This is a genomic window from Clostridioides sp. ES-S-0123-01 (assembly GCF_020658415.1).
Taxonomy (GTDB): Bacteria; Bacillota; Clostridia; order Peptostreptococcales; family Peptostreptococcaceae; genus Clostridioides.
In genome coordinates this window covers 349645-362712 of sequence record NZ_JACVWD010000002.1, presented here as the reverse complement: position 1 = coordinate 362712, position 13068 = coordinate 349645, and the positions used below count along the sequence as shown (strand labels likewise).

Here is a 13068-nt window from a genome sequence, read left to right as displayed (position 1 = left end):
ATAAACTTATGTTGTACAATGTAAATTTAATATAAATATGTTAGATAAAAAGGGACTTACTTGATTTTAAATTGAGTAGTTCCTTTTATTTTATGTAATTAGTTTTACACTTTTTTATGTAATTAGTTTTATACTCTTCTCTTTGTATATAAGAATAGCTAATTATAAATAATAATTGTTCAAATAGAGATTTAAATATATTGTTTTGAGATACATTATAATTTAAACGTTGTATAATATATGAACTTCATAAACTTAAAATAGAAATGTTGACAATAATAATAAACTTTAGTAATATATGTTTATTGAAATAATAAACCATATACTGGAGGTGAATAATATGAAGATTGAAAATCTTTCTATTAAAGATATCAAAAAAGGTTATGTATTCAATGCAGATTTAAATTGTTATAGTTGCATTATTTGTGGAAAAACGTATGAAGTAGGAGAAATATACAGAGTTGGTGATAGATTTTTTGAAGCATCAAGAGCTATTGAATTGCATACAGAATTAAAACATGGTAACTATTTGGAACAATTGGTCAATAATGATTCAAAGTACAATACATTAACAGATAATCAAAAACAATTATTTAAATTATTTATTAGTGATTTATCAGATAAAGAAATTGCAAAAGAGCTTGGTGTATCTACTTCTACAATACGTCATCAAAAATTTATGTTTAGAGAAAAAGCAAAACAAGCTAAGCTATACTTGGCTTTATATGAATCTGTATTTGAAGATAAATCTAATAGAGATAGTATTATAATACCAATCCACGAACATGCCAAAATGGTAGATGAGAGATATGTAGTAACTGAAGAAGAAAGAAAACACATTTTAGAAACATCATTTGAAAGTATGAACCCTCTAAAATTAAAAGCTTTTTCATCAAAAGAAAAGAAAAAAGTTGTTATTTTATCTAAAATTTTAGAACAATTTGACCAAGGAAAGCAATATTCAGAAAAAGAAGTTAATCAAATTTTAGAGTCTATATATTATGATTTTGCAACGATTAGAAGATATTTAATTGAATATGGTTTTATGAGTAGAAATAAAGAATGTACAAAGTATTGGTTAACATAATAAAAAGCCAGAACCTATCAGTATATAAAGCTATTTCTTGCTTGATTAGCTGTGAAAGGAGTTAAAAATGAATGATGAGTTGAAATCTATTTTGTACAATGAAGGTGTAGACATTATTCGTTTTGTTGATATATCTGAATTTCCAATGAATCAAACACTAGGCTTTTCTAAGGCGATTTTATTTTGTATAGGATTATCAAAGAAGTTTATTAAAGATATATATAATAATTTACCTACAGACAGAGATGAGTTTTTGGAAAAAGAGGAAAAGGTGGAAAAACTAGCTGATTGGATTTCTGAATATCTTCAAAAAAAAGGTTATAGTGCTTATGCTCAATCAGAAAAAAATAATATAGAACACAGATACATTGAAAGAGGATATATTGACCCTAAGATGCAATCAGGTATTAGCCCTTTACCACATAAGACAATAGCGAATATTAGTGGTATTGGATTCATGGGGAAAAATAATTTATTTATCACTGAGGAATTTGGATGTGCTTTTAGCATGTGTACAGTACTTACGGATGCACCAATTTCTGTTGAAAAGCATCCTTTGATTGCTTCAAAATGTGGTGATTGCAGTGTTTGTGTAGAAAAATGCCCTGCAAAAGCTATACATGGAAATGCTTGGACTTTTCAAGGGGGAAGAGAGTCTATAATCGATATTTCTAAATGTTTTTGTGTTTTAAAATGTATGGTAAATTGCCAATGGTCATTGAAATATGCAAATCAAAAACTATAATCTAGATATGAGATAGATATTTTTATTGTATTTTAGCTTTCTTAAAAAAATAAGCTTATAGGGTGCTTGATAATTGCACCCTTTTTAATATTATTAAATATAATAATTTAGACTGATGTTAATGATAGTCTGAATTAGAATTAATATTATCATGTTTTTTATCAAAGTCAAGAATAAAGTAAAAATAAAATAATATGTCCTTCTTTATTTTTCTAAAAATGTATTGTATTATTGATTCAGTGGTAAATACGATGAAATTAAGTTGGATAACAATAATTATTCAGTATTTACATTACATTATAAGTTGGTTATGTGTATCAAACATAGAAGAAAAGTAACATATGATTTTGTGTGAAATGAACTAAAAAATATATTTATTCATATTACACCGAATTATGGAGTGGAGGAGAAAGATTATGAAAAAAGATACATCTCATGTAATTAAGCGGGCCGAGCGATTTCAGGTCATTTTGATTGGAGAAGGGCTTCTTGTAGGCGCTATAGCTGGTTTGATTGTACTTTTATATAGGATACTTTTGGGGCAGGCTGGTATCTGGCTTAACCAAATATTAAATTTTGCAAAAGGTTCAACTGTGAAAACAGCAGTTTGGTTTGCAGTGCTTGCACTGCTTGCGTGGATTGTATCAAGGCTAGTAAATTGGGAGCCAATGATTTCAGGTAGTGGTATTCCTCAGCTAGAAGGAGAGATGACAGGGAAAATCAAGCAAGTATGGTGGCGTGTGTTGCCAGCCAAATTTGTTGGAGGATTCTTATCGCTTATGGGTGGTCTTGCCTTGGGAAGAGAAGGACCTTCTATACAGCTTGGTGCTATGGCAGGAAAGGGTATTTCCAGAGCTCTTGATAGAGGAAAGACAGAGGAAAAGTTCTTGCTTACTTGTGGGGCAAGTGCAGGATTATCAGCAGCCTTTCATGCACCACTGGCAGGCGTCATGTTTTCACTGGAAGAAATACATAAAAACTTTTCAGTGTCTGTTTTGATTTCTGTGATGACAGCATCTCTAACAGCGGACTATATATCAGCTAATTTTCTAGGAATGGAATCAGTGTTCCAGTTTGATATTGGAAATGTGTTACCACAGAGTTATTATTGGTTGATACTGATTTTAGGTGTTGTGCTTGGCGTTATGGGGGCATTTTATAATTGGTTTACCTTATTTGTTCAGTCTTTATATAAAAAGATTCCCCAAATAGGTACATTTGGAAAAATATTGATTCCATTTTTTATGGCTGGTATTTTGGGTCTTTTGATGCCTGAGGTGCTTGGAAGTGGGCATAATCTGGTGGAAGCACTAACAAGCCATGAATATTTGTTGGGAATGGTAGTTTTGATTTTTGTCATCCGTTTTGTATTTTCGGCTGTTAGTTTTGGGTCTGGTGCGCCAGGAGGAATCTTCTTCCCGCTACTTGTTTTAGGAGCCTTTATTGGGGGAATGTTCGGAATGGTAGGTGTACAGTTTTTTGGAATGAACTTAGACTATGTCAATAATTTTATACTTCTGGCTATGGCAGGGTATTTTACTGCCATTGTACGTGCGCCTTTGACTGGAATTATATTGATTTTTGAAATGACAGGTTCTGTCAGCCAGATGCTTTCCCTATCCGTTATTTCAATTGTGGCGTATATTGTGGCTACACTTCTGAAATCTAAGCCGATTTATGAAAGTCTTCTGGAGAGATTACTTGAGAAAAATGGAGAACCTGTTCATAGAGAGAGGGGAGAGAAAATACTAGATCAGTTTTCCATTATGTTTGGTTCTCCTGTTGCTAACAAAGCAATTCAGGATATTCAATGGCCAGAAAATTGTCTTTTGGTAGCCATTCAAAGAGGAGGAGAAGAAATTATTCCAAAAGGAAAAACAATTCTTAAGGCAAGTGATATAATTGTTACCATGACAGATGAGAGAGACAGTAGTGTTGTGTATGATAAAATGGAAAAACTTTGCAAAGAAAATACATCATATATTGTCTAGGGATAATAAGCTATAAAAAAGATGTTTTCTGTGTGAATGAAAACTAGTAAATAATGTGTGTGTAGAATGTGGTCTGGACAATTCTAAGAGTGATATCAGCTATACTTTTAGATGGAGGTTAAATTATGATAGTAAGTGTAAGTAGAAGAACTGATATACCTGCTTTTTATAGTAAGTGGTTTTTTAACAGACTTAAAGAGGGTTTTGTGTATGTTGTTAATCCGATGAATCCAAAACAAGTCAGTAAGATAGAGTTAAATCCACATACTGTTGATTGCTTTATATTTTGGACAAAAGATGCAACTCCAATGATATGTGATTTGAACAAATTAAAAGACTACAAATATTATTTTCACTATACTATAACTCCATATGGTAAAGATGTAGAAACACGAATTTTAGATAAAAAGAAGATAATAGAGTCATTTAAAGAATTGTCTAGAAGCATAGGAAAAGAAAGAGTAATTTTGAGATATGACCCAATTTTTCTAAATGAAAAGTATAACTTAGATTATCATATAAAAGCATTTGAGAGATTATGTAGTCAACTTAATGGATTTACAGAAAAATGTATAATAAGTTTTATAGATTTATACAAGAAAACAAAAGTTAATACAAAGTCATTACATATAAAACCTATACAAATTAAAGAAATAGAAATATTGTCGAAGGAACTTTTTAGAATATCTAATAAGTATAATATAACACTTGAAATATGTTGTGATGAATATAATTTAAGTAAGTTTGGCATTGGAAAAAGTAAATGTATTGATGATAAGTTAATATCAAAGATTATAGGTAGTGAAGTGAAAGTCAAAAAGGATGATACACAAAGGGATATTTGTGGATGTGTTAAGAGTATTGATATAGGGCAGTACAATACTTGTAGACATTATTGTTTATATTGTTATGCTAATTTTAATTATACACGAGTAGAAGAAAATTGTAGACTATATAATGAAGAAAATAGAGTACTTGTAGGTGCTATAAGAGAAGATGCAAAAATAACTGTTAGAAATATGAAGACTATTAAAATAGATAAAAACAATAATAATCAGATTAGTATATTTGATTAAAAGTAAATATAAAATGGTTACTATTTTAATATGTTGAAAAAATATATAAAAAAGTAAATGTAAAATAAACACTATTTTAATGTGTTAAAAAAATATAAAATTGTAATAATAGAACAAGTATAAATAGATGTTTTCTATAAGATAATAATTACTATAAAATGTATGGGGTTATGACAATGCTCTAGAGAGAAGCAATTCAGTAATTGTACTGTTTAGCTTCTCTCTTTTAATATTTATTACTATTTATGGTCTTATTAAGATTCATTCATAAGTGATAAATTAGTGGCAATATAGACTCTTAATTATAGCTAAATCAGTGATAAACACAGTATTTTAGAGGATAATCAATTTTTCATTTTAATTTATATAAATAAATATCTATTTTATTGTGCTTAACATAAAAACACCAAACATGATTAATATTATTCCAAGAAAAATAGCAAGCCACTCTCTTTTATTTTTCTTTTCTTTAAAGAAGATAATTCCTCCTAAAGTAGCTACTATAACACAACTCTGAGAAATAGAAAAACTTATCGTAACTCCCAAAGTATTGGTTGTAATAAACATACCTAAATTTGCTATTGACCACAATACTCCAGTAATTAGATTAAATAAAACATTTTCCTTATGTAAAGTCTCTCTAGAAAAATACTTAACAATAATTGATGCAGTTATTAACATTCCAACAGATTGAGGCAATATAATTCTATATCCTTCAATTGAAAATATTTGATTAGCTACAACATATAATGCTAAAAACAAGGATGATAATAATGTAACTCCAATACATTTCAACATATTGCTATTAGTAGATTTTTTTGTTTGATAATTTGTGAGAAGTATACCTATTATTATACATAAGATTGATAAGGTGCCAATCAAAAACATTTTAGAACTAGTCCATTCATTAAATAAGATTACAGCTAGTAAAGTTGTAAAAGTTAATTGTGAACCATTTGAAATTGGCATTACTTTAGATACACTAGCAATTTGAATTGCTTTAAACTGCATTAACTGACCTAAACTCCAAAATATCCCAGAAATCATACTCACGCAAAATGAAAAAAATGTAATCTCAGGATGCATAACTAAAGTTATTATAGTGGAAAATATAAACGCACTTATAGAGGTACCTAAAAGTTGTTCGTAGGGAGAACTTTTTTTGAGGTTTGCAGCTATGGGCATTAATCCCCACCCTATTACAGGAAGTAATGCAATAATTATTGTCAGCATTAAATTATTTCCTTTCATATTAAATTTAGACAGTTTTTAATTTATCATCTAAAATTAAAGTATTCAATACATAAAAATTACCGTATTTAATCAGGAAATATTAGTAGTTTTGTAGAAAAACATTTTCCATTAAAATAAAAACAAAGGGAAGGAGTAAGTTTGAAAATGTTAACTGATATGATTCAAAATCGTGAAATTAGAATAATAAAGTTTTTATTAAAAGAAGGTCATACAACTGTTAAAGCAATAGCAGATGATTTAGATGTTTCAGAAAAAACAGTTTCAAAATCTCTCAAAGAAGTAGAAATAGTACTTAAAAAGATAGGTCTTTCTTTAGTGAGAAAACCTAAAATAGGTGTTTATATTGAAGGAGATTTAAGAAAAATACTTCCTTACCTAGATAATAAAGGAAGTCAAATTCCTACAACAAGAGAGGAGAGAGTTATATATATATACTCAATTTTGTTAAAAAGTAATGATTATATTACTATACAACAACTTTCTGAAGAATTATATATAAGTCGAGGAACAATTGAAAGAGATTTAGCTGAGGTTGAAAAATTACTAAAAAGTGAAGGAGTTTCTATATATAAGAAACCTAGTAAAGGAATTAAATTGAATATAAGTGAAAGAGACAAAAGACAGCTTACTGCTAAGTTTATACATAAATTTTGGAGTAGAAATTGGTATATTAAGCAAGAACAAGAAAGTTTTTATCAAGCTTTTGAGAAGATACAAGCAGATGTGAATGGTATCTTTTTTGAGGATGATTTATCTATCATTATTGAGATTCTTAGAACTTTTAGTGAGGAAAGAAAATTTGAGTTTTCTGATTATGAATTTCAATCACTGGTTATTCATTTAGCTATAGCAGTAGAAAGAATTAGAAAAGGTGAATATATAGAAGAAAATTTATATACTAATAAGATAGAAAATAATCAAATGCCAAATACAAATTATCTAGCAAAGCAACTAGAAGAAAAATTTTCAATATTATTGCCAAATTCTGAAATTGGATATATAAATCTGCACTTAGTAGCTGCTGACCAGCATAGAAACACTACTGAACTAAAAAGTAATTCAAGTAAACCTTATGAAGCGAATACAAACAATATCTCAAATCTTCGAGAAATTATCAAAAATACATTGTATAAGACAGCCTATGATAAAGATTTAATTGATGGATTAACTACACATATACATTCGTCGATAAATAGATTGACATATGGTCTTAGTATCAAAAACCCATATGTAAACACAATTAAGCAAAACTTTTCTCTATCATTTGAACAAGCTTTAAACTTGAAAAAAGTAATTGAATTTATATATGATATTCGAATAAATGATGACGAATGTGCTTATATAGCACTACATTTTGAAGCTTTTAGAGAAAGAATGAAAGAACTACCACAAAGCATTAGGGTAATTCTAGTATGTAGTACAGGGTTGGGTTCTTCTAGGTTATTATCTGCAAGGTTAAAAAAATACTTCCCTATGGTAAAGATTGAAAAGATACTTTCTGTCCAAGAATTAGTATCTAGTAAAATTGATGCAGATTTAGTAATCAGTACTATTTATTTAGAATTAGAAACTATTCCAACTATAGTAGTTAGCCCTATTTTAAATGAAAATGATATAAGAACTTTAGAGAAAAACATACAAAATGTTCCAAGAACTACTTCTGGAAAATCTAAATCTTTTAAAAAGTTAATATTTGAGGAAAATATTTTGTTAAATATTGAGGCATCAGATTATGAAGATGTAATTAGATGTATAACAGATAACTTAATAAAAAGAGGTTATGCGAAAGAAGGTATAGCTGAAAGTGCGATTGAAAGAGAAAATTTATCTTACACATCTTTTCAATATATAGCTACACCTCATGCTAATCCTAGTTATATTAAAAAATCTAATATATCTGTTGCAACTTTAAAAAATCCTATTATATGGGGAAATGAAAATGTAGAAGTTGTTTTCTTTATTTCATTAGAAAATGACAAAAATTTGGAGCTTGATGAAATATATGAAGTTTTTTATGACTTCATTGACAATAAAAAAAATATAAATAACATATTAAGTGCAACTTCACCAAAAGAAGTGTACGATTTGCTAATGGAGGAGAATATATAGTGAAAATATCAGATGTATTGAAGGAAGAGCAGATTGTTTTTAATCTTGATGCAACTACCAAGGAAGAAACAATAAAAAAATTAAGTAGTATATTTGTTGAAAATGGGATTGTGGATAATGAAGAAGAATATGTTAAGTCTGTTTTAGAAAGAGAAGAACATGCAACTACAGGTATTGGGAATGGTATTGCTATTCCTCATGGGAAAAGTGATGCTGTTAAGAAATCTTCTATAATATTTGCAAAATCTAAAAATAAAATTGAATGGGAAGCCTTAGATGAAAAACCAGTAGATAACATTTTCTTGTTGGCTATAAGTAACATTGATAAAGACAGTAACCACCTTGTCTTATTGTCTAAATTGGCAACTAAGTTAATGGATGATGACAATGTGGATGCATTAAAATTAGCTGATTCAGCACAAGAAGTAATTAAAATATTTAATGAGGGAGAAATGTAGAGATGAAAAGAAAAATTATAGCAGTAACAGCATGTGCAACAGGGGTTGCACATACATATATGGCAGCACAAGCATTAAAGAAGGCTTCAAAAAAAATGGGTCATCTTATAAAAGTTGAAACACAAGGAGCAACTGGAATTGACAATGAATTAACTGAAAAAGATGCGCAAATTGCAGAAGTAGTAATATTTGCTGTAGATACTAAAGTTAGAAATGCTGAACGTTTTGAAGGCAAAGAAATATTAGAAGTACCAGTTAATGCACCTATAAAAGATGCAGAAAAGGTAATCAATGATGCACTAAAGTTAATTGACACTAAATAAATGGAGGGAAATATAATGTTAAAAAAGATAGTCTCTGAGTTAAAAAAGCATGTTTTAACAGGAATCTCATATATGATTCCATTAGTAATTGCAGGTGCTATGATAATGGCAATATCTCGTGTAGGGGGTTCTTTATATAATATACCAGATATATGGGACGTTAAATATGCAGAAAGTGCTAGTAGTATTGTTAGATTATTACATGATTTAGATGGTTTTGGAGGCACTGCTTTAGGATTAATGTTTCCTGTAATTGCAGCCTTTATAGGATTTTCTATAGCTGATAAATTAGCTATAGTACCAGGACTTGTTGGAGGTATGATTGCTAAGGATATTGGAGCAGGTTTTTTAGGAGCTTTAGCAGTTGGTTTAATCGCAGGATATACATGTTTATTTATTAAAAATAATGTTAAATTACCAAAGTCAGCAGCTTCAATAGTACCAATATTTATAGTACCAGTATTTGGAACATTAATAACTGTTATATTAATTAATTATGTCATAGGCATTCCTTTTGCAACATTAAATACTGGCTTAGAAAATTGGTTAAATGGATTATCAGGTACAAATCAAATATTGATGGCAGCTATTATTGGAGCAATGATGGCAGTTGACCTAGGTGGGCCAGTTAATAAAGCAGCTTTGACAACATCACTTGCATTATTAACAAGTGGGATTTACGCACCTAATACAGCAGCAATGGTAGGAATTGTTATACCACCACTAGGCTTAGGTCTTGCTACTATATTAGCAAAACAAAAATATAATAAGCAGCTGCGTGAAGCTGGTAAATCATCTCTTATAATGGGGTTGATTGGAGTTAGTGAAGGAGCAATTCCTTTTGCAGTAGAATCTCCATTAAAAGTAATACCATCATGTGTAATTGGTACAGCAATTGCCTCAGCTATGGCAGTTGGATTAGGTTCAGTGAATGCAACTCCAATTAGTGGATTTTATGGATGGTTTACAGTAGAAAACTGGCCAATGTATGTATTATCAATTGCAGTAGGAACAGTAATTGTAGCAGGTTTAGTTATAATATTACGTGGAAATCCAGTTATCGAAGATGATGAATTTGAAGATGATGAATTTGATGAAGCAGAATGGGAATCTTAAAATTCAATAAAAATTTAAGAAAAGTAATAATTTAGGTTTAATATAAATTTTATAGTTAGTATAAGTTTTGAGTATTGTTGAGTCTTGATTACAGCCTAAAAATATTAAAATGAAGAAATAGAGGAGCATAAATGATAAAAGCACATATTGTTAATCATACACACTGGGACAGAGAGTGGTATTTTACTTCTGGAGATGCATTAGTACTTAGTGAGCAATTATTTACAGATATAATTGATGAGTTAGAGCGTAATCCAGATGTAAGTTTTGTACTTGATGGACAACTTTCTATTTTGGATGATTATACACAAGTACATAAAGAAAAAATAGAAAGTATTAAAAAATTAATAGAAGAAAAAAGATTATATATCGGACCATGGTTTACACAAACAGATGCATTCTTCGCTAGAGGGGAATCTATTTTAAGAAATTTAATGATTGGAATATTTGAAAGTAAAAAGTATGGTGAGTACATGAAAATCGGGTATTTACCAGATACCTTTGGTTTTAATGCACAGATGCCTATTTTATTAAGACATGTAGGGATTGATAATATTTTCTTTTGGAGGGGTATCCACTTAGGAAAGCAAGTTCAATCACCGTATTTTAAATGGAAAAGTTTAAATGGAGAAAAGTATATATATGCTGTAAATATGCCACATGGATATGGAACTGGTATGCTTTTAGAACCTTCACCAAAGTATGTCAATGGACGATTAGACCCCGCTATTGATTTTATTAAATCATATAGTGATGTAGAAGAGGTATTAATACCTTCAGGAAATGACCAATTAAATATAATAGGTGATTTTAAAAATAAAGTTGAAGAGATTAATAATATTGGAAAGTATTCTTATATAACAAGTTCATATCAAGACTTTTTGAAATATGTAAAATCTATAGAATCATTAGAAAGCTACAGAGGTGAATTTAGAGAACCAGTGCTTGCAAGAATACATAAATCAATTGGTTCTAGTAGAATGGATATAAAATTAGCATGTGATAAACTTGAAAATAAATTAATTAAGAGAATAGAGCCATTACTAGTAATTGCTAAAAAGAGTGGAATAGAAATAAGCAATCAATTATTAATAAACACATGGAAAAAGCTTTTAGAGGGGCAAGCTCATGACAGTTTGGCTGGTTGTGTAACTGATACTGTAACAGATGATATTCTTCACCGTATAAGAGAAGCTAATGAAATCTGTGATAGTATTGAAAATACTATTGTAAAGAAAATTTCAGAAGGGCTTAAGTTATCTCAAAATGATGTATTAGTGTTTAATTCAGAAGCTAAAAGATTTAATGGATATAAAGAAATACAAGTAGTGAGTAATAGTAAAAATATTTGTTTTAAAGAAAATTTAGATGCTACTATAATTGAAGAAACTTACATACAACCAAGAGAAAATGTATTGGAAGAGACACCTGCTGGTAATATATTTATTGAAGAACCAGGTTATTATATACTAAAAGTAAGAATAAATATACAACTTCCTGCACTTGGTTATAAAGTTATTAGTTTTGAAACAAGTAATAAAGAGATGTTGTCACTTAGTGAGTCTAATAATACCTTTATATCTAACGATAAATACAAGGTAATATATAAAGATGGAAGCTTGGATTTACAACTTAAAGATGGAACTTATATATCAAACTTTTTAACTTTAAAAGATAGCGGAAATGCAGGAGATACTTATGATTTCTCACCATTACAAGATGATGACGAGATAGAACTTTTGTTTAATAGTGTTTCGACAAAAAGAACATTAGGATATGAAAAGATAGTAGTTGAAGGTACAACTTTACTACCACTTACATTGGAAGATAGAAAAGATAAAAATCTCAATGGAAAATTAAATGTAAGAGCTAGCATTATTTTATCAAAAGATAATCCATTGATAGAGGTAAAACTTCATGTCAACAATACAATATGTAATCATAGATTACGTGTTCATGTAAAAACGGATATAAATGATAATAAAAATATAGCATCATTACCATTTGGATATATAACAAGAGAAAATGGGGTTTTAAGTAATTGGGAAAATACTTATAGTGAAATGCCTATAGATTTGGAACCTTTGGAAAGTAATATTACACTTACTAATGATAAGAGAAGTTGTACTGTCTTTACTAGAGGAATAAAGGAGTATCAACATGTCAATGATGAAATAGCGTTGACTTTACTTGCTACTACAGATGAATTAGGAAAACCTGATTTATTATATAGACCAGGACGTGCTTCTGGAGACACCACTAAAAAGGGACATATCAGAATTAAAACTGAAAAGGCACAAATACTTAGAGAAGTAGAGTTTTCATTTGCAATATATATGAGTTCTAAATCTTTTGATGAATCAGAAGTTGCAAGTTTAACTCATAACTATTTGCAAGAATCTATAAATTATCAATTACAGGATTATAACTTCTTTTTATATCGTATAGATAATAAGATTCAAAGGTCAATTGTTGAAAAATCTGTGAACAGAGAGTTAGAGATAATATCTTTACCAGAAAATTATCTTGTATCAGCATGTTATCTTTCTTACTATGATAAAGAGAAGTTTGTAATAAGGTTAGAAAATCCAACAAGTGAGAAGTTGATATTAGATGAGCAAATATTTAAAGATAGAAACGGGAAAGTTATAAATGCAATAGAAGAATTAGAGGAACAACAAATATATGAAATAGCACCTTTTGAAGTTATTTCAATATTATTAGATTTATAAGTGTAAAAGCAAGTTTATCATTTAATAATCTGGCAGATAAATATCTGTCAGATTTTTTAATTTGTATAATTTTGGGTAGATATCAAGGTATGGGTTTGATGTTGTATATAGAAATTATTAAAACAGGATAAAGAACTTAGATAAAGAATTATTATATAAGAGCTAAATTTATTTAAT

General features: G+C 29.0%; 10 protein-coding genes. 9 read left to right on the top strand and 1 reads right to left on the bottom strand.

Translation table 11 applies throughout. The annotated features are described in order from the left end of the window. Positions 1-340: 340 nt before the first annotated feature. From IC175_RS05140 to IC175_RS05125, 4 genes are all read left to right on the top strand, one after another. The gene (locus IC175_RS05140) at positions 341-1087 is read left to right on the top strand and encodes a DUF2087 domain-containing protein (RefSeq protein ID WP_227835178.1); all 747 of its coding nucleotides are present in this window, start codon (positions 341-343) and stop codon (positions 1085-1087) included. A gap of 67 nt (positions 1088-1154) precedes the next feature. Continuing rightward, the gene (locus tag IC175_RS05135) at positions 1155-1832 is read left to right on the top strand and encodes an epoxyqueuosine reductase (RefSeq protein ID WP_227481994.1); all 678 of its coding nucleotides are present in this window, start codon (positions 1155-1157) and stop codon (positions 1830-1832) included. 416 nt (positions 1833-2248) lie between these two features. Further along, entirely contained in the window at positions 2249-3823 is a 1575-nt protein-coding gene (locus tag IC175_RS05130; RefSeq protein WP_227851208.1) for a ClC family H(+)/Cl(-) exchange transporter, read from the top strand. A gap of 125 nt (positions 3824-3948) precedes the next feature. After that, on the top strand, positions 3949-4899 hold the full coding sequence (locus IC175_RS05125; protein ID WP_227851207.1) for a DUF1848 domain-containing protein: 951 nt from the start codon (positions 3949-3951) through the stop codon (positions 4897-4899). Positions 4900-5277: 378 nt separating this feature from the next. On the opposite strand, the gene IC175_RS05120 is transcribed toward IC175_RS05125, so the two are convergent. Further along, the gene (locus IC175_RS05120; protein WP_227433909.1) at positions 5278-6132 is read right to left on the bottom strand and encodes a GRP family sugar transporter; all 855 of its coding nucleotides are present in this window, start codon (positions 6130-6132) and stop codon (positions 5278-5280) included. A 165-nt stretch (positions 6133-6297) separates the two neighbouring features. On the opposite strand from IC175_RS05120, the gene IC175_RS05115 reads away from it, so the two are divergent. From IC175_RS05115 to IC175_RS05095, 5 genes are all read left to right on the top strand, one after another. Beyond that, positions 6298-8262: a BglG family transcription antiterminator gene (locus IC175_RS05115; RefSeq protein WP_227433994.1), complete on the top strand. Its 1965-nt coding sequence runs from the start codon at positions 6298-6300 to the stop codon at positions 8260-8262. Beyond that, positions 8262-8720, top strand: coding sequence for a PTS sugar transporter subunit IIA (locus tag IC175_RS05110; RefSeq protein ID WP_227851206.1), 459 nt, complete (start codon positions 8262-8264; stop codon positions 8718-8720). The genes IC175_RS05115 and IC175_RS05110 overlap by 1 nt, the downstream gene beginning before the upstream one ends. Positions 8721-8722: 2 nt before the next feature. Beyond that, complete coding sequence (locus IC175_RS05105; RefSeq protein ID WP_227433911.1) at positions 8723-9043, top strand: PTS fructose transporter subunit IIB; 321 nt, start codon at positions 8723-8725, stop codon at positions 9041-9043. 15 nt (positions 9044-9058) lie between these two features. Next, the gene (locus tag IC175_RS05100; RefSeq protein ID WP_227433912.1) at positions 9059-10159 is read left to right on the top strand and encodes a PTS fructose transporter subunit IIC; all 1101 of its coding nucleotides are present in this window, start codon (positions 9059-9061) and stop codon (positions 10157-10159) included. A gap of 131 nt (positions 10160-10290) precedes the next feature. After that, complete coding sequence (locus IC175_RS05095) at positions 10291-12891, top strand: alpha-mannosidase (protein ID WP_227851205.1); 2601 nt, start codon at positions 10291-10293, stop codon at positions 12889-12891. The last annotated feature ends 177 nt before the right edge of the window (positions 12892-13068 follow it).

Coding starts and splice junctions, on each gene's coding strand:
- IC175_RS05140 (WP_227835178.1), top strand. CDS start 341: ATGAAGATTGAAAATCTTTCTATTAAAGATATCAAAAAAGGTTATGTA.
- IC175_RS05135 (WP_227481994.1), top strand. CDS start 1,155: ATGAATGATGAGTTGAAATCTATTTTGTACAATGAAGGTGTAGACATT.
- IC175_RS05130 (WP_227851208.1), top strand. CDS start 2,249: ATGAAAAAAGATACATCTCATGTAATTAAGCGGGCCGAGCGATTTCAG.
- IC175_RS05125 (WP_227851207.1), top strand. CDS start 3,949: ATGATAGTAAGTGTAAGTAGAAGAACTGATATACCTGCTTTTTATAGT.
- IC175_RS05120 (WP_227433909.1), bottom strand. CDS start 6,132: ATGCTGACAATAATTATTGCATTACTTCCTGTAATAGGGTGGGGATTA.
- IC175_RS05115 (WP_227433994.1), top strand. CDS start 6,298: ATGTTAACTGATATGATTCAAAATCGTGAAATTAGAATAATAAAGTTT.
- IC175_RS05105 (WP_227433911.1), top strand. CDS start 8,723: ATGAAAAGAAAAATTATAGCAGTAACAGCATGTGCAACAGGGGTTGCA.
- IC175_RS05100 (WP_227433912.1), top strand. CDS start 9,059: ATGTTAAAAAAGATAGTCTCTGAGTTAAAAAAGCATGTTTTAACAGGA.
- IC175_RS05095 (WP_227851205.1), top strand. CDS start 10,291: ATGATAAAAGCACATATTGTTAATCATACACACTGGGACAGAGAGTGG.